12 protein-coding genes are annotated in these 17,439 nt (G+C 60.9%); 1 reads left to right on the top strand and 11 read right to left on the bottom strand.

Features of this window, described 5'->3' with window-relative positions:
- Positions 1-21 precede the first annotated feature (21 nt).
- From ISF27_RS00715 to ISF27_RS00690, 6 genes are all read right to left on the bottom strand, one after another.
- Entirely contained in the window at positions 22-498 is a 477-nt protein-coding gene (locus ISF27_RS00715) for a V-type ATP synthase subunit K (protein ID WP_194608199.1), read from the bottom strand.
- Between the two features lie 5 nt (positions 499-503).
- Positions 504-2,519 (bottom strand): V-type ATP synthase subunit I, encoded by a 2,016-nt coding sequence (locus ISF27_RS00710; RefSeq protein ID WP_194608197.1) that lies wholly within the window; start codon positions 2,517-2,519, stop codon positions 504-506.
- 62 nt (positions 2,520-2,581) lie between these two features.
- Positions 2,582-2,896, bottom strand: coding sequence for a hypothetical protein (locus tag ISF27_RS00705; RefSeq protein WP_194608195.1), 315 nt, complete (start codon positions 2,894-2,896; stop codon positions 2,582-2,584).
- A 319-nt stretch (positions 2,897-3,215) separates the two neighbouring features.
- A complete protein-coding gene (locus ISF27_RS00700) occupies positions 3,216-4,367 on the bottom strand; it encodes an NAD(P)H-dependent oxidoreductase (protein WP_235985977.1) in 1,152 nt (383 codons plus the stop codon).
- A gap of 114 nt (positions 4,368-4,481) precedes the next feature.
- Positions 4,482-5,777 (bottom strand): Rossmann-fold NAD(P)-binding domain-containing protein, encoded by a 1,296-nt coding sequence (locus ISF27_RS00695; protein WP_194608193.1) that lies wholly within the window; start codon positions 5,775-5,777, stop codon positions 4,482-4,484.
- Between the two features lie 40 nt (positions 5,778-5,817).
- Entirely contained in the window at positions 5,818-10,653 is a 4,836-nt protein-coding gene (locus ISF27_RS00690; RefSeq protein WP_235985976.1) for a nicotinate-nicotinamide nucleotide adenylyltransferase, read from the bottom strand.
- Positions 10,654-10,947: 294 nt separating this feature from the next.
- On the opposite strand from ISF27_RS00690, the gene ISF27_RS00685 reads away from it, so the two are divergent.
- Positions 10,948-11,817: a phosphoribosylaminoimidazolesuccinocarboxamide synthase gene (locus tag ISF27_RS00685; protein WP_194608191.1), complete on the top strand. Its 870-nt coding sequence runs from the start codon at positions 10,948-10,950 to the stop codon at positions 11,815-11,817.
- Positions 11,818-11,938: 121 nt separating this feature from the next.
- Here the strand turns inward: ISF27_RS00685 and ISF27_RS00680 are convergent, their stop codons facing one another.
- From ISF27_RS00680 to ISF27_RS00660, 5 genes are read right to left on the bottom strand one after another with little or no spacing between them, the layout of a single operon-like run.
- Entirely contained in the window at positions 11,939-12,535 is a 597-nt protein-coding gene (locus ISF27_RS00680) for a hypothetical protein (RefSeq protein ID WP_194608189.1), read from the bottom strand.
- Between the two features lie 19 nt (positions 12,536-12,554).
- On the bottom strand, positions 12,555-13,571 hold the full coding sequence (locus ISF27_RS00675) for a GHMP family kinase ATP-binding protein (RefSeq protein ID WP_194608187.1): 1,017 nt from the start codon (positions 13,569-13,571) through the stop codon (positions 12,555-12,557).
- The gene (locus ISF27_RS00670; protein WP_194608185.1) at positions 13,568-15,319 is read right to left on the bottom strand and encodes an O-antigen ligase family protein; all 1,752 of its coding nucleotides are present in this window, start codon (positions 15,317-15,319) and stop codon (positions 13,568-13,570) included. Before ISF27_RS00670 ends, ISF27_RS00675 begins: the two co-directional genes overlap by 4 nt.
- A 27-nt stretch (positions 15,320-15,346) precedes the next feature.
- Positions 15,347-16,495, bottom strand: coding sequence for an alanine racemase (alr, locus tag ISF27_RS00665; protein WP_194608183.1), 1,149 nt, complete (start codon positions 16,493-16,495; stop codon positions 15,347-15,349).
- Positions 16,461-17,423: a diacylglycerol/lipid kinase family protein gene (locus tag ISF27_RS00660; RefSeq protein WP_194608181.1), complete on the bottom strand. Its 963-nt coding sequence runs from the start codon at positions 17,421-17,423 to the stop codon at positions 16,461-16,463. Before ISF27_RS00660 ends, alr begins: the two co-directional genes overlap by 35 nt.
- Positions 17,424-17,439: the final 16 nt, after the last annotated feature.

The raw sequence follows: 17,439 nt of genomic DNA, 5'->3' as shown, positions 1-17,439 counted from the left end.
GCTCCGTAACCGTGTGAACTCTCAGATCTTGATCGCGTTGACGGAGAGGATGGAGATCAGGAGGGACAGGATGGCGTAGGTCTCAACCATGGCCGGGAACAGCATCGCCTTACCGAACTGGTCCGGCTTCTTCGCGACGATCCCGATGCCTGCCGCGGCGGTCTCCCCCTGCGTCTTCCCGGAGATCAGCCCGACAATGCCGATCGGCAAGCAGGCAGCGAGAACCATAAGCCCGGTCGCAAGGTCAAGATTCGCCGGAGATCCGCCCAGAAGCCCGATCTTGGACAGGGTGATGAAGCCGACAAGCAGGCCGTAGATCCCCTGTGTGCCCGGGAGCAGCTGCATGATCAGAACCTTGGCGAATTTCCCCGGATCCTCCGTGACTACGCCCGCCGCTGCCTGTCCGGCGATAGCAACACCGATCGCCGATCCGGCACCTGCCAGAAATACAGCTGCCGCAGCCCCGAGTAACGCGAAAAACAGTCCTAAACTTGCCATAATCCTTAATCCTCCTTATGATTGATTTCTACGTATTTTGTTTCGGAAGCGAACGGCTCAAAGGGTTTTCCGCTGCCGTCATAGAACTTCCCGAAAAATTCGACATACTGAAGACGGTTCGTGTGGACATAAGCGCCAAGGATATTGATGCCCATATTCATCAGGTGCCCGATCACAAAGATCACGATAAACATGACTGCCCCGCCGATGCCGGCTCCGCCCATGGATCCCATCTGGTTGATGACCTGCGCGATAACGCCGGTCGCGAGCCCCAGGGCGAGAAGGCGCGAGTAGGAGAGCACATCGGAAAGCCAGCCGGTCACCCCGTACACGCCATAGAGGCCGAGCGCGATCCGAAGAAGCGGATTCTTCGTCCCCCGCTCTGTGAACAGGATGATCCCCGCCATACCGGTAAGCGTGATCACATGGGAAAAGGTCACAAGCCCGGGCGAAAACGCAAAATGCATCTGCGAAATCCCCTCAAACAGGCTGGTCGGAAGCAGCATCAGGATCAGTCCAATAAGAAAGAGGTACCAGCAGGCCACATCCACGAAAAAGCCCATATAGTCATGCGCCTTGAGTTCATTGTATCCCTTGATCGCAAGCCCCGTGAACAGGTGGATCAGCCCGAACAGCATGCTGTAAAGCAGAAGCTTCATCGGGTTGTCGAGCGGCACAAACCAGAGGGCCGGGATCCCGGCCTCGTGCCCGAAAAATACCCGGGAGACCACGTTAACCAGGTCGCCGAAATAGCCGCCGAAGAGAACGCCCCAGACCACCGTGGAGATACCGCAGTACATGAACATCGTCAGCGTCTTCTTCATCTCCCTGCCCATCCGCGGGTACCGGTGCACCAGAAGGAAGCAGCAGGCCGCGATAACCGCGCCGTATGCCGCATCCGAGAGCATCATGCCGAAGAAAAAGACATAGAAGAAGGACATGATCGTCGTCGGATCCAGCTCATGCCGGTTCGGCAGGCCGTAGGACGCCACAACCCCCTCCATATTCCTGGAAAATGCGTTATTCCTCAGAATGGTCGGCGCTTCCTCGTCGTCCGCGGCAACCTCCTCCGCGTCGAACGCACAGGAAAACCTGCCAAGCGCCCTCTCCAGGACGGGCACATTCTCCGCCGCGGTGTACCCGGTCAGGACGAAGGTTTCCTCCGACTCCGGGATCTTCTCCATCGCCGCGAGCCTGCCGGAGGCAAGCCTCGCCTCATCGCTGATCACCTCGAGATCCGGACGGATCTCCTTCATCGCCGCGATCTCCTTCGCGAGGCGCTCATTTTCCCTCGTGAGGTCCGCGATCTCTTTCCGGTAATCCTCCGTGCGCTCTGCCGGAGTGCGGTCACTGTCCTGCCAGAAGCGGGCAAATCCGATCGAGCGCAGGGCATCTTCCACCTGCGTCCGGTCACTCCTCATGCAAATCACCGCCACATAGGCGGTATCCGTCTCCTGCGCGATGAGATTCACATCCACCGGAACATCATCCCCGCATTTTTCCAGGACGGCACCAGTGACGTCATCAAGCCTCAGCGGCGTGGGCAGCGTACCCGCAAGGAGTGCTGTCTCCTCTGTTCCCCCGCTGTTCATCGGAAGCCCGTAAGAAAGCCAAGGCTTCAGCGTCTCGATCTGGTTCTCCAGCTTCTGCACGGCCGCCCTGTTCTCCGCCATCTCCTTCGCATGGGCGACGATGTCTTCCGCCTTCCGGATGACCTCATCCCGCCGGCTCCCGGCGCGCCTCGCCTCGATCCCGGAAATCTCCCGCCTGCCCTCAAACGCGGCAAACATGGATTTCTTCTCCGGGGCGGTTTGCTCCAGAATGCCCATCGCCTGCTCCGCCAGGTTTACCCTTCGGTCCTCGGCAGATTTCTCCTCAGCCGTGGAGTCCCGGCAGAACCCTTCGGCCTCCGGCACTTCGGAGAGCTGCACAAGCCCGAGCGCCTGGAGGGTGTCCAAAAGCTCCGTCCTGTCTTTCTTCAGCGCGCAGATACTGATCTTCCGCATCTGCAGTATCGCCATAGCCAAAATCCTCCTTTTTCCGGATTTCCGCCAGCCGGGCCTTAGCCCTGCCGACGGATTTCTCATGACTCCGTGAGGACCTTAAGAAGCTCGTCCACAGCGTCATTTTCCTTTTTTTTCGCCGACTCGCGGAGATCCCGGATCTCCCGGTCAACCCTGGCGGCAGCTTCCTTCCGTGCCTCCTCTCCCGCTTTCCGGGCAGCCTCCAGCTTTCCCTCCGCGGCATCCCGCGCCTTTTGTCGGGCCGCTGCCAGGATTTCCGCCGCCTTCTCGTGCGCGTCCTTCCGGATCTCCGCGCCCTTTGCCGCGGCATCCTTCTTCACCTGGCCTGCCAAAAGCTCCGTCTCGCGGATCTGTTTCATGGTTTCCTCCACCATTACTTCCTGCCACCTCCTCTTGTCTGCTCTGTCCTGAAACAGCGGAATCAGTGATGTCTCCGGGCTCCTTAATATTGAAAATAAGCCCCTTGCGTTTCATGATTTGTACATATTATTCCGCCGATTTCATGCTATTCTTACTATATTACAAATTTATCAGCAAGTCTATTCTTGACATCAGGATAAACGATGTTCCCCGGCCGCGCCATGGACAGATTTCAAAAAATGTTGGAAAAACCGGGGCGGAACCGCCTTTTCCCTTCGGAAAATGCGATGCTGCCCCGGTTTTTCCCGGCATCCGGCCGCGTAAGCCTTCCTCCTACCCGCACAGTGTCCGCCGGATATTTTCCGCAAATTCCGCGCAGCGCCCGTCGATCCCCGGGAGCCTCAGCGCGCTTCCCGGGTCGTTCGCAGTCTCCAGCATCGCGAACCTCGGCGGGAGATAGAAGCTCTTGTTCATATTGAGCGCCGCAATTAGCTGCCGTGCGACGATGTCGCAGCCGGAATACCCGGAAACGATGATCGCAAACAGCGCCTTGTCGTAAAACTGCCGCTTCCGGTAGAGCGCCGTCAGCCGGTTGATAAATGCGGTGAGATTGGCGGAGAGCGCATCGTTGTAATTCGGGCAGACCATGAGGATCGCGTCCGCCGCCCGCACGGAAGGATAGACATTTTCCACCATGACCCCGCCGTAGAAGCAGCTCTCCTTCTCGCCGTAGTGCAGGCACATCTTGTAAGGACAGCCCGCGCAGTCGCTCAGGGTGCCGTTCCGTAGGCCGATCTCCTCGCACGCGATGCCGGAAAGGCTCCCGCCGACCTTCCGCCAGAGCGCAAAAGTGTTGGACGTTCTGTGGCTCGAGGCGTGCAGGACCGTGAGACGCGGGGATTTGGACGGGTAGCCCGGAAAGTTCAAAAGATTTTTCACCATTTTTCCCGCGCTGTCCCGGTAAGCCGCAAGGAGGTCATCCGTGCCGAGGTTTTTCGCGGCGACCCGGAAGTTCAGGAGCGACCCGGTGCCCTCGACGAGAGGATGCCCGATAAAGGCGCAGCCCGCGCAGTTCGCCGTGAAGACCAGCTCGGTCGCCGTGGACTTGGTGAATAACTCACTCTCCCCGTCCACGAGGAGTGCCCCGGTAAACCCGTCAAGAAGGCAGGGATTCTGCCGGAGGAGGCGGAGAAGCCGGGTATACTCCCCGTTGATCCCGTCCCGGCCAAGCGCCACGGCAAAGAGAATCCGGTCCGCCGGGACAGCCTTCCCCCGGTTCTCCGCGAGCGCCCGGAAAAGTCCGTCCGCCGTCCGGACCAGGTGATGGGGAATCCCGGCGAGCGCGGAGGCGAGCACAGCGTCCATGCGCCGGTACCGCCCCCTGTCCTCCCCTGCGGGGAAATCCTCCTTCAAAATCCTCGTCTCCCCGGACCATTGTCCGTCCGCCTGTTCCTCCGGGCGGACCACCAGCAGTTCTTCTCCCATGATTATGCCTCCCAAGCCTTCCGGCAGCGGCTGCCCTCCGGGGCAGTCCCGCCGGCAATTCCCTTTTCCGGAGCAATTCCGCCGGCAATTTTCTCTTCCGGCAGCCGCAGGCGTTTATTCCGCCGGGTCAAGCTCATGCAGGTGCTCCTCCGCCGTCCGGATCCGCGCAAACAGCGCATCCGGCAGCGGCAGGATCTCATGCTCCTGCCCATAGGGCGTATAGCGGTTTTTGACGCCCATATAGATGCCTCCCAGGAAAATGGAGCCGCAGTGCCATTCGCCCCGGAGCGTGAGCAGGATCGACAGGGCGCCCGAGGAATAGGCCGGCGCGACAAAAGGCTTGAAGCCCAGGGCGCGCATCTGGAGATTCGCGGTCACCGTGAGCTCGGTCAGCTTCCGGGAAATCCCGTCATGATAATTGGCGATCGAGTCCGCCACGACGAGATCCTGCCCGTGCGGGCCGAACGTGCGCCCCTCGGTCAGGAACTGGCGCATGTCCGGATTTCTCTTCGCAAAGTACGCGGCGCGCGCGTTCATCACCCCGAGGCCGTAGCCCTGGATCTGCTCCGGGAGCAGCCCTTTCCCGTCAAACTTCCCGTTTTCATCGCGGTTGCTCGCGAGAAATGCCTCCTGCGCGAGCGGGTCGACCGGATCCGCCACCTCGCAGAACAGCCCGCGGAAATGCGCCTCCCGCGCCTGCTTCGCGTATTCCGCGATGATCTTCCGGTTCTTCTCCAGCTGGAACATGCGAACATCCTTCACCCCGGAGCCGACCGCCGGAATACCCGCCGATGCCACGAACACAAAGACATCACAGTCAAAGAGATGGCTGCGGTCCACGACATAGACCTCGGGCAGTCGGTCATAATCCCAGGGATAGCTGATCTGGTTCTCCTCAAATTCCCAGCGGGCGGTTACCTTGTCGTCGATGTCACAGATGCCGATGTGGCTGATCACATCGCCGCCGAGAAGGTGAAGGCCGGTCAGCAGGTGGCTTCCGACATCCCCGATCGCCAGGATATGAACGACCTTCTTCGCCGTGGTCACCCGGCTACTGTAGATCTCGGTAAGCCCGAGAAGGTTGCCGGCGAGCGCGTCCATGAACCGCGGGCTCGCCAGGTTGACCGCCCGGAGCCTTCCGGCGCTGATGGCGCCCATCACCTCACGGTCAACGTCCTCCTTCTGCCCCGCCTGCTGTTCCAGAAGCCTCGAGGAGAGCCAGGTGGCGTCCTCCTTCTCCTGAAAGAGGAGGTCCGAGGAGGTCACCCGGAAGGATGTCCTTGAAACCCGCGGATCCCTCCGGAACAGGAAAACGCTCACGTCCGCCCTCTCGTCCTCCTCAGTCTCCGGGAAAGGAAGATCCCGCTCAAACGAACAGCAGATATTATTCTTGATTTTATAAAATTTCATCTCTCTTTTCCTCCATCACGTTCTCTTATCCAAAACCCGGTCACTCCGTCCGGGAAAGCATCTCCAGCGCATTTTCCAGGTAGGCAGATGCCCCGAGGTTCGGGTCATAGCTCATGCAGTCGCCCTGGTCCGGGCAGAGCGGCACATTCACCGCCTCCGTGAGGCGCTCGAGCGTCAGGTTCCGCCCGAATTTCATCCGGTACTCCTCCTCGAGCGCGAGGAAGATGTCCCGGGCATTCCGGATACAGCAGGCGGAATACGCAAAGAGCGCCTCCTCCGCCACCCCGGGGATCCTCGGCCGCCGGTAGGGCAGGATCATATTGATGGACGGCGCAAGCCCTGCGACCTTGGCGCCTCCCCGCCGCACGGTGTCGCCGCCGATAAAGGGGTAGAGCGTGGATTCCACCAGCCAATAGCGCAGATTCGGCACAAAATAGACACTGTCCACATCGACGCCCTCCCCCGCCATCACGTCCCGGCCGTAGCCGGACAGCAGGCCGACCAGCACCCGGCGGATCGGGATGTGCTCCGCGGCAAACCGCGGGAGCAGCGCCTCCAGGCGCCCGCCGCGGTGGAGCAGGTCATCCACCAGGATCACCGGCCTCCCGAAGGAGCGGATCATCCGGATCTGGTCTCCGAGCGGCGGGTAATTCGGAAATGCCTCGATGGTTCCCTTCCGGATCGCCGGGTCATAGACCTTGTCCGTATGCAGCGTCTTCGTCACCGTGTTCGGGATAACCCGGTTCCGGAGAATCTTGCCGAACGGGACGCACATGGCTTCGCCAAGGCGCCGCGGCTTCGCCGGCTCCCCGGGAACCCCGTTTAAGGCTGTGATCTTCCGGACAAGCTCCGGATAAATCACCCCGGCGGACAAAGAAAGCACAAGATTCCCGGGGTAGAACCCGCTGAGCGAGCGCTGCAGCGCCCGGTGCGCCTTCCGGAGGGCACCCGCCACCCGTGGGCTGCTCCCGAGCGGATCCTTGATCGTCGTGCTCATGTTCTGGATGAGCACCAGGGGGGAGCGCATATCCACGAGGTAGAGCGGGCTCATCCCCTCTTTCGGCGGGAGCTCCACCTCCCGGACAAACCCCTGGCGGAGCAGCAGGCGCTCCGTCTCCCCGGAAAATGCCCGCGCCGCGCCCCAGAAGATGCCGCAGGCTGTCCCGGCCGCCACCGCCGCCGCGAGCACCTGCGAGAGAAGAAGCTGTCCCGGATCCGCGATTCCCGCCTCATCGCTCACGCAGAGGCCGCGGATGGCAAGCACATCGCCCTGGGCGAATCTGCGGACCCGGTCCGCCGTCCCCGCATCGCCAAACAAGGTGTAGAGCCCGCCGGAATCCATCCTGCGGTACCGGATCATTCCGGCAAGACGGCCGCCGTCCTGCGCGTTCCGAAGAAGCATCAGGTGATCCCCGGAGCAGGCAATTTCCCGGAGAAGCGCTTCCCTCTCCTCGCACTCGCCGAGAAGGCGCCTGCCGATTTCCCGGAGAAGCTCCTCCCCCGGCTGTTCGTAAGTCTCAAAGAGAAAGCGTTCCCCGCCGGCCATCAGCTTATCCACCGGCTCCCGCAGGTACAGCCCGTTGCTGTAGATATAATCCTGCACAGAGGGCGCCACCAGATGGCTGATGTCCCGGTTCAGGTCAACATTTTCCCGGATCATCGGGGAGGAAATCTCCTCGAACCGCTCCGGGAGCTCGAGAAGGATCGTCTTCCCGGTGATCTGCCGGAGGATATCGCCGAGGAAGCCATTTTCCCCCCTCTCCTCCCCGCGGCGCCGGAACAGGATATGGTTCATCGCGAGGACATCCGGGTTTCCGCTGTTCCGGTAGGGGGATGCGTTCAGCACCACATCCGTCCCCATGACGAGGTACACCTCCCGGCCGCCGAAGAGCCCGCGCAGGCGCCGCAGATCCTCAGGATTCCCGATATTTACCGGGATGTTCTCCGGAAAAAGGTTCACGCCGAACTCATCCGCGATCGACATGCTGATGATCCGCCGCCGGATGAGGTGGGGCTCCGTCATTTTTGACCAGGAAAATTCATCCACGGCGAGGAGAACTTCAAAGCCCATATCCCGGATCCGGCAGGCAATCTCCTTCTGGGAGAGATTGAAGGGGTCAAAGCTCCCGGGGAAGAACGCCACCTTCTCCCGCTGGCGGATGTCGATCCTGCCGCGATCCATGTGCCAGAGCGTGATAAAGCTGCCGATGGCCGCGAGGGCAGAAGCCCGGTAGTAAACCGTGATGTCCGAGGGATCGTCCATGCCGAGATAAAAGAGGAGCTTGCGGTATGCGAGGCGGAAGGCCTCCCCCTTCCTGTCAAGGGAAATCTGCCCGCTGGAAAATATCCGCGCCACCGCGAGAAGTGCCTCCTGGCGCACCGGCTCCCGGTAGCTCGCGAGGCCGCGCAGAAGGAGGCCGAAAAGCCTGACAATCCGCTTCTGCAGCTCCTCCTCCCCGAGCGGGAACCGCTCCGGGTAGGCCGGGATATGTTCCAGGATGACGCTCACCGTGTCCAGGGCGCCGCTGACGATCCGGTCATTAAGGCTGGTGAGCAGGCTCTCGAGATAGTCAATGATCTCATCCAGCTGCGCCGGCGGGAGCCAGAGGGACAGCGCCCCCAGGTAGCGGGGGACATACTTGGCAAATTCGTACTCGCCCGACTCCAGGCCGCGGGCAAGCTCGACAGCAACCTCATTCCGCTCGTCATCCCGGAGGTACGGGACGACCTCGAGCAGGGCAGCCCCCGCATCCTCACGGACCGTGACATGCTCGCTGACCTTGATCAGATTCGAGAAATGCGCCGCAATCGGCATCCGGTGTCCGAATTTTCCGTATTTTACCTGATTTTTCAGCAGTTTAATGTTGACCGCCTTGACGATCCAGGGCGTCGCGGTCTTCAGGTCATCGAGCAGCACCGACGGAGTGATATCCGCCCCGTAGAGCGCCTGCTCCTCCCGGCCGGTGTCCTCCCCAAGGCCGCTCAGGATCCGGAAGCCGAGGTAAGTCATGGTGATGCTCCCGTCCATATCGGCTGCCCGGACTTTCCGGCGGATCTCCTCCTCCGCCCGCAGGCCGCGGGCGAAGCCGGTCAGGATCTTCGCCGCGCGCCAGGCCGCAACCCGGACCTCCTCATCCGGGTCATCCGCCTTCGCGGCCGCGAAGGCGGCCGCCGTGTCCAGATCCTCCCGGGACATCTTCCCGAGCGGCAGGTCGTGCGCGGAGTCCAGGATCACCAGGGATTCGCCGGCCTCACGGCTTCCCGGATCGCGGCAGCAGTCCATAAAGGCGCCAAAGAAATCCGCAAAATCACTCTCCCCGGCATAGTCCAGGGCCGAGCGCATCACGGTTTTCAGGCAGAACCGGATCCTCCTCTGCTGGCGCCCGGTCAGCTTGACATCCGGGCGCAGAATCCGGTCAAGATAATAGCGCCATAGGCGCAGGGCTTCCCGGCTGTCCGTGTCCGGCATATCCGCCGGGCGCTGCTTCCGGTAGCCGAAATTGAACTGGGCAAGGATCTTGCCCATGAGATGCGCCGCCTCCGCGCGGATCTGCCCCTCCCGGTGAAGCAGCAGCTCGTAGAGGAACGCCAGGATCTGACGCTTCTGGGTATCATTCACGAATGCTGTGTACTCGTCGAAGATATTCAGGTAAGCGCGGAGGTTTTTCCAGTTTTTCTCGCTCCGCGCCGCCTCCAGGAAATTGCCGAACTGCCTTTCCGCGGTCATCCGGTGCATCACGGTGATATTGTGCGCGACCCCGAGATAGACCAGGGATTTCACCGTGTCCTCGGCATTGCGGAGCGTCGTCTCCGGCATTCTCGGCGGCCTTGTGGTCTTCCCGTCAAGGCCCGTATCCACGCCGAGATCGCGCATATACTGCTCGAAATCGTCGAGGCGGGCGTAGACAAAACGGTAGCGGCGGAGCTTTTTCGCGTCCACATTGTCGAGCTTATGCAGGATCACGTCGAAGGCATCCTTAAGGCTCGAGATCACCGTGATCTCCCGGTTATCCTCGCCCCGGCTCTGCTTCACGCGGAAATCCGCGTAGATCAGCACGAGGGATTCCACGGACAGGTGCTCCGGCTCGAGATCCCAGGTCGAGTGGTTTGCCGCGATGTGGCCGATATAATCCATCTCCCGCTCGGAAAACCACTGATTGGTATAGTAATAATGCAGGTAAGGCACCCTCTCGTTTGGCTTGCAGCCGAACTTGCCGATATCATGCCCCGCCGCCGCGCCGGAGATCAGGGTCAGGTCGATCGGCACCCCGGCGGCGTAAAGCCCCCGCGCGACATGCATCGCCACAAAATGGACGCCGGCGATGTGCTCGAGTGTCCGGAACGGCGTCACCTCGGCGTTCAGGCGCATCATCTCGTAGACATACTCCTCGCGGAAATAGCGGAGAAACCGGCGGTATTCCTCCCGGGACTCGAATTTTTCCTGCTCGGCGCCGTCCAGAAAAACGAAGTCGTAGAAGGGCTCCGGTTTCAGCGCCTTCCGCTCCTCGTCAAAAAGAAACTGCATGACCGCCAGGTAGAACCTCGCCGCGGCGCCGTACTTCCGGTCCGCCTCCGCATAGGCGGGATCCGGAAACAGGATCCGGCAGGCGTATGCGTAAGTGAATTTCATCCAGCCGTCCGCGGGTTCCAGCGATATCCTGTTCATTGCCTCCCGGCAGAAGGCATAAATATCGGCGCAGCAAAAGCGCCCGGTTACCGGGAAGAACCGGGCAAATGCCGCCGCCCGCTCCTCCCCGCCGAGCAGCTCCCGCACAAGGGCTGCCGAAATGCCGGTTTCTCGGAGAAAGGAACGTCCGGCCAGCTTCTCCGTGAGCTGCGCCAGTTTTTCCCTGCCCTCCTGGATTGCGTCCATCATAAATCCCCCTGTTCTTTCCTCATCCTCCGCGAGCGGGCGGAAGACGGAATCCTGTTCTTTACGCCTATTTTACACCATTCCGGGCGGCGGCGGTACCGCGGCACCCACAGAACCCGAAGATAAGTGTTCCTGTTCACCCCCCGGACACTGCCTTGCATAAATCCGAAAATGTTTTATACTAGCGTTGTGAGCCTGAAACCGGCCGGGCATGCGGCTTTCGGGCTTATCCGTTTCTGACGGCGGATATATTCCCGGAAAACCGCCGCGCAGCGCACATCCCCAAGGAGGACAGCAATGAAGGAATACAAACCGTTCAAAGAGGGAAAAGTCAGAGAGATCTACGACATCGGCGACGCCCTCGTCATGGTCGCGACCGACCGGATTTCCGCCTTTGATGTTATTCTGAAGAATAAGGTGAGCAAAAAGGGTACCGTACTCACCCAGATGTCCCGCTTCTGGTTCGACTACACAAGCGACATTGTCCCGAACCACATGATCAGCACCGACGTGAAGGATATGCCGGAGTTCTTCCGCAAGCCGGAATTTGACGGCAACAGCATGCTCTGCAAAAAGCTCAACATGATCCCGATCGAGTGCATCGTCCGCGGCTACATCACGGGCAGCGGCTGGGAGAGCTACAAGGAAAACGGCACTGCCTGCGGCATCCGCCTTCCGGAAGGCCTCAAGGAATGCGCAAAGCTCCCGGAGCCGATTTTTACACCCAGCACCAAGGCCGAGATCGGCGATCACGATGAAAATATCAATTTCGAGCAGTGTGTGACGGTTCTCGAGAAGGCATTCCCCGGACACGGCACCGAATACGCGACAAAGATCCGCGATTACACCATCGCGCTCTACAAAAAATGCGCAGACTACGCGCTCTCCCGCGGCATCATCATTGCCGACACCAAGTTTGAGTTCGGCCTCAATGAGAAGGGCGAGGTTGTCCTCGGCGACGAGATGCTGACCCCGGACAGCAGCCGCTTCTGGCCGCTCGAGGGCTATGAGGAAGGCCACAGCCAGCCGTCCTTCGACAAGCAGTTCGTCCGCGACTGGCTGAAGGCGCACCCGGACAGCGACTACAACCTCCCGCAGGATGTCATCGACCGGACCATCGCCAAGTACAAGGAAGCCTACACAATGCTGACCGGAAAGGAACTGTAACCCTCGTCCGCAGGCAGCATGAAGCCCTGTTGCGCAAAAAACGCACCCGGAGCGCTCTCCCCCTTCATCGGGGAAAGCGTCCCGGGTGCATTTTTTCTATCCTCGCCCGAAATCAATGCCCTTATTCCGCCGTGCCCGCCTCAATGGCGTCAAACAGCGCGGCGACATCCTTCGCCGTCCAGGTGACCGTTCCCTTCCAGCCGGCATCCGAAAGGAGGCTCCCGCCGTCGCTTCCCGCCGTCTGCTCCGCCGCGCCGCGAACCATCTTGAGCCCGTCGCGGAAAGCCGCCGCGTCGCTGACGCCGGCGATGAACTTTTTCGATTCCCCGGTAACCGCGGCCGCCTGCGGCTTCTCCTCCATATACCAGGTCATGAGATCCGCCGCGCAGGAAGCGGCCCGGAGCGAGATTCCGGCTGAGCCGCCGTCGGTGAAATTCTCGTCAATCTGCGTGAGAAATTCCGCGAGCTTTCCGCTGACCGCCGCGGGAGCCGCAGAATCTGTGGTCCCCGCCGCTGCGGAAGCTTCCGCGGCGGAGGACGCCTCCGTGCCCGCTGCCGAGGTCTCCGCCGCGGTCGTCTCCTCAACGGCAGCGGTACTCTCCGGCGCCGTCGTCTCCTGCGTCTTCCTTCCTCCGCAGGCGGACGCGGTGACGAGAAGCGCCGACATCCCGGCGGCCGCGGCCGCCCGTTTCAGTGCTTTGCGTGTGCTGTCTTTCATCCAAGCCTCCTTTCCCCGCTCAGGAGAGCGGGCGGGCCCCGTTCAGGTCATAATCCTCGGGGGTATAGTGAATCACCCTGGTTCCGCCGTTCTCAAACCGGAACGGCACATAGAGAAGTTCCTTCATCGCCTCCCGCACCCGCGGCTGATCCTCCGGGCGGACATAGAACAGCAGGAATCCGCCGCCCCCCGCGCCGAGAAGCTTGCCGCCGATGGCACCGGCCTCAATCCCCTTCCGGTAAATGCCGTCGATGCTGTCCGTGGACACCTTCGCGCCGGTCTGGCGCTTGAGCCTCCAGGTGGTGTCCAGAAGGCGCCCGAAATCATCGAGGTCGCGGCTCTTATCGGTGAGCACCGCCTGCGCCTCGTCAACCAGCGCATACATTCTGAGGAGCTGCTGGGTCTTCTCCCCATCCGTGATGTGGTTCGCCTTCTGCACGTCGGAGGAAAGCCGGGTGAACCCCGTGAAGAACATCATCAGCCTCTCATTCAGCATCCGCTTTCTCTCCGGGGAAATGATCACCGGCTGGACATCATATCCGGAGGCGTCAAAGTCGATGCGGTTAAAACCGCCGTAGGACGCGGCGATCTGGTCCTGCCAGCCACCGGCCTCCCTGCAGAGCTCCCTCTCCAGGTAAATGGCGTCGTCCGCCAGCTTTTTCTTGTCCGCGTATTTTCCCTTGAGCGCGTAAAAGGCGTTCAGCATGCCGACCGCGAAGGAGCTGCTGGTGCCGAGGCCGGAGCGCGCCGGAAGGTCTGCCTCGTACGTCAGGCGGATCTCATGCATATCCAGCATCTTCATGGCATTGCGGACGGCCGGGTGCTCGATCTCATCGACCGATTTCACCCGCTCGATCTTCGCGTAGGAGAGCTCCGTGGTGTAGTCAAAAAAGCGCGGCAGATGGCGCACCGTCACATAGCAGTACTTGTCAAATGTCGTCGAGAGGACAGCGCCGCCGTGCTCCCGGAAGAAATCGGGGATGTCGGTGCCTCCGCCGAAAAACGACATGCGAAAAGGTGTCCTGGTGATAATCATGATTTTTCTCCTTCAGAAGCGGACGGTTCTGCGGCGGATGCTTTCCCGCGGCGGAACCATTTTCCCGGAAGATCCAGCTTCCAGTCCTTCCGGCAGCCGGCAAGCCCGATGCCAATCATCGCCCACATGATCGGGGTGACGATCGGCATGCCGATGTTGATGATTGCCTGGATGTTGTACGCGAGCACGGCGGCCGCGGGGGCGAGAAGCCAGGGCAGCTCCTTCTGCCTCCGGAGCATCTTCCTGACCGCGCCGGCGAGGAACAGGATGTACGCCGCCGTGCCGACGGGGCCGATGGTCACCAGGTACTGCAGGAACTCATTATGCGCGCTCTCGTAGTAGACGCCGAGGTTCTTGATCGAATCCGAGCGGAAGTTCCAGGTCAGGATACCGTAGGTGTCCGGCCCGAAGCCGAACAGCCGGTGCAGGAACGGCTGCTTAAGGTAGGACTCCATGCCGATGCGCCAGCAGTAGCCGCGGTCCGTGCCCCAGGCATCATTGAAGACCAGATACTGCGCAAGATCCCCCAGGGAATCCGGATCCGCGATGAAGTTGGTGTAGATCAGGACCAGCACGAGGAGGGCGAGGGCGGCGATCACGAGGTACTTCCAGGCCCGGACCACCTTTCTCAGTCCGGCGTCCGCGCTCCCGTCGAGGTCCCGGTCAGCACCGGGGTCAAGACTGCCCTCCGCGCCGTCCTTCTTCCACCGGAACGAAAGAACCGCGGCAATCGCGTAGAAGATCGCCGCCACGGCCACCGAGAGCGGGCTGCTGCCGACAAGCCTGACGAGGCCGGAGATGTCCAGCGTAGCCCCCTGGTAGGTATTGTACCAGAAGGCAGCCAGACGCATGGTGAGGAAGATCGTCCCGAGGAGCATAAGATAGCGCACGATGCCGGCCTTTCTCCGGAACAGCGCAAACGGAAGGAGCGCCATCGTCGCCGCGAGGGACAGAAACGCATTGTCGCTCTGCCCGGTGAACTGCGCGGTGAGGAAGACCACGGTCAGCACAAAGTACCAGGCGGACAGCCCTCTCCGCTTCTCGAGGCCGAAAAAGCTCATGCCGACCGCGATGGAGAGCGCGAGAAATGCCGTGTAGTTGTTCACGTTTCCTATGCTGGAGATAAAATGGTTAAGCTCCGGGATCCCGGCGGCCGCGCCCCGGAATCCCAGAATATCCAGCTGGAAGAAATCCGTGATGCCGAAAACCGCGACAAAGAGCGAGGACAGCAGGAACAGATCCATGAATCCCCGGCGGAACCTGCCGAATCCGGCGAGAAGCGCCGTCGTCACGCAGTAGATGGTGATCAGGAAGAGGCCGCTGTACCGCCCCTCATTGCCCCAGAAAGATTCATAGAGATAATCCGAGCACAGCGTGGCGATGCCCGCGCAGACCCAGAAAACCAGCAGCATCAGCCAGGTCCGGCTTCCTTCCCGCCCGCCGGTCACAGCATTCCGGAAAAAGCGCCTGACCGCGCGCCCGCCAAACTTCTGCCGGTCCCTCACGGCAAATCCGGCACCGATCAGGAGGCAGATCCCGATCGTGACCAGCGAGAGAACCCAGTAGAAGACATACTTGGCCTCCATGATGTCAAAATAATAATCCCGGTAGTAGACCGGAAAGACCAGGAGAATGACCGCCGCATAGAGCGCCAGGATCCTGCCCGCAGCCATTTTCGGCTTCTCCGCGAGCTTATCTTCCTCCTCCCGGATTTTCGAGGCATCTGTTTTCACGATTTTCTTCGACATGACCAATCCCTTTCGTGTGCGCCTGGATCAATCGACATGCACCCGCGGAACCCGCGACGCGATATCGCAGATCACCTCGTAACCGATGGTATCCGTGACCTTCGCCACATCATCCGCGGTAATCGTCTCCCCGCTGTCCTCACCGAGAAGAACCGCCGCATCGCCCATCGCCGTCTCCGGAATGTCGGTGACATCGACGGTCATCTGATCCATGCAGATGCGGCCGACGATCCTCGCCCGCTTACCGTGAAGAAGGACATAAAACCGGTTTGACAGGGCTCGCGGATAGCCGTCGGCGTATCCCGCGGCGATGGTGGCGATGCGCATTTCTTTCTCCGCGCGGAATGTCCTGCCGTAGCCGACCGTCTCCCCCGGATGGAAATCCTTGACCATGGACACCACCGCCTTCCAGGTCATCGCCGGCTTGATCCCCGCCGGAAGGACATTGGCCCGGTCGGGCTTTAACCCGTAGAGGATGATGCCCAGGCGGGCAAATGCGTACGGCGCGCAGCTGTAAGTCCGCCCGCCCGCCGAATTGAGGCAGTGACAGTAGGGGAGATGAAGATCCCGCACGGCGTCCATGACCCCGTTAAAGAGCGAGAGCTGCTTTTCGGTAAATGCCACCGCGGACTCCGTATCCGTGTCCGCCACGCAGAGGTGGGTGAAAATCCCGTCGATGCCCAGAATCTCACGGTACTTCCGGATGACCTCACCGCTGTGCCGGGGATTCTCCGCATCCAGGCCGATGCGGTTCATCCCGGTGTCAATCGCAAATTCGCAGAGGAGCGGGGCGCACTTTTCGGCAAATTCCGGCTTCCTGACCTCCGCGGCCAGGGCAGCTGCGTACTCCTCCGAGAGGAGCGCCTGGGTAATTCCAAGCACAGACAGACGGTAAGCCTCCTCCGGCGGCGTGTAGCCCAGAATCAGGATTTTTCCGGTGATTCCGGCATTTCTCAGCCTCTCCGCCTCGTCGATATTGGAGACCGCAAAAAACCTCACCCCGTTCTCCTCCAGCATCCGGGCGACCTCCCGGTCGCCGTGCCCGTAAGCGTCGGCCTTGACCACCGCCATGATCTCCGCCTTCTCCGGGAGGCTTGCCCGGTAAAGCTCATAATTTCTTCTCAGCGTCCCGAGGCTGACCTCAACCCAGGACCTTTTTGTCACGTGCCTGTCCATTCTGTTCCTCCATGGTTTCCTCCACCTCCTCGGGCAGAAGAATCTTCATCCGCGCCGGACACACTTCCATGTGAATCTCCTCCGGCGTCCCGCCGTACTCGCCGTCCAGGGTCCAGGCGGCCTTATCCGGAGATTTGATCAGAAGGCTGCGGGTCCGGAAGACCCGCACATATTTATTGTCCACACTGCCGGAAGTCAGCGTCGTCACGATCTCGCCGAGCTCCCGGATACTGTCGGGGGCGGAGATGAGGATAACCTCAAACAGCCCGTCGTTCAGGGAGGCCTTCCGGATCAGCGCCGATTTCATGCCGCCGACGGAGGTCGTGTTCGAGATGGAGCCGAAGACATACTCCCCCTCCTCCCTTCCGCCGTCGTGCTCGAGGATCAGATGGCTGTGCATGCTCATACTCTCCGGCAGGGAGAGAATCCCATTCAGCAGGTAAGCGCCGTAGCCGAGCACATTCTTGATGCTCTGCCCGGTAGAGTAGCTGACCCTGGTAAATGCGCCGAACGCCGCGACATAATTGAAATACCGGTCGTTGAAGCGGCCGATGTCGTATGCGAAAATATTGTTTCCGCAGATTCCCCGGCAGTTTGCCTCCGGATCCGCGGGTATCCCCAGGCTTCGGGCGAAATCATTGGTGCTGCCCGACGGGATATAGCCGATCGGGATGTCCAGCCCCAGGGAAGCGATGCTGCTGACCACATGGTTGAGCGTCCCGTCGCCCCCGCAGCAGGCGATCACATCATAATCCCGGTGCTTCGCCCGGATAATGGCCTCCGAGGTCAGCCCGTTTTCCGGGAGGATCGGGTATGCAGTCACCTCAAAGCCGCCGAGTGTCAGATATTTCACAAGATCAAACACCATCCCGCGGGCACTTCCCGTCCCTGCCGCGGAATTCAGCAGCAGCAAAACTTTCCTGCGCAAACTTCTCTCCTCCGTA

This window comes from Clostridium vitabionis (assembly GCF_015351765.1).
Taxonomy (GTDB): domain Bacteria; phylum Bacillota; class Clostridia; order Lachnospirales; family Lachnospiraceae; genus Clostridium_R; species Clostridium_R vitabionis.
The sequence above is the reverse complement of the archived record's forward strand: the minus strand, read 5'-3'. Positions and strand labels throughout refer to the sequence as shown.

Excerpts from the sequence above, each read along its gene's own strand:
- ISF27_RS00715 (WP_194608199.1), bottom strand. The coding sequence starts at position 498 with ATGGCAAGTTTAGGACTGTTTTTCGCGTTACTCGGGGCTGCGGCAGCT.
- ISF27_RS00710 (WP_194608197.1), bottom strand. The coding sequence starts at position 2,519 with ATGGCGATACTGCAGATGCGGAAGATCAGTATCTGCGCGCTGAAGAAA.
- ISF27_RS00705 (WP_194608195.1), bottom strand. The coding sequence starts at position 2,896 with ATGGTGGAGGAAACCATGAAACAGATCCGCGAGACGGAGCTTTTGGCA.
- ISF27_RS00700 (WP_235985977.1), bottom strand. The coding sequence starts at position 4,367 with ATGGGAGAAGAACTGCTGGTGGTCCGCCCGGAGGAACAGGCGGACGGA.
- ISF27_RS00695 (WP_194608193.1), bottom strand. The coding sequence starts at position 5,777 with ATGAAATTTTATAAAATCAAGAATAATATCTGCTGTTCGTTTGAGCGG.
- ISF27_RS00690 (WP_235985976.1), bottom strand. The coding sequence starts at position 10,653 with ATGATGGACGCAATCCAGGAGGGCAGGGAAAAACTGGCGCAGCTCACG.
- ISF27_RS00685 (WP_194608191.1), top strand. The coding sequence starts at position 10,948 with ATGAAGGAATACAAACCGTTCAAAGAGGGAAAAGTCAGAGAGATCTAC.
- ISF27_RS00680 (WP_194608189.1), bottom strand. The coding sequence starts at position 12,535 with ATGAAAGACAGCACACGCAAAGCACTGAAACGGGCGGCCGCGGCCGCC.
- ISF27_RS00675 (WP_194608187.1), bottom strand. The coding sequence starts at position 13,571 with ATGATTATCACCAGGACACCTTTTCGCATGTCGTTTTTCGGCGGAGGC.
- ISF27_RS00670 (WP_194608185.1), bottom strand. The coding sequence starts at position 15,319 with ATGTCGAAGAAAATCGTGAAAACAGATGCCTCGAAAATCCGGGAGGAG.
- alr (WP_194608183.1), bottom strand. The coding sequence starts at position 16,495 with ATGGACAGGCACGTGACAAAAAGGTCCTGGGTTGAGGTCAGCCTCGGG.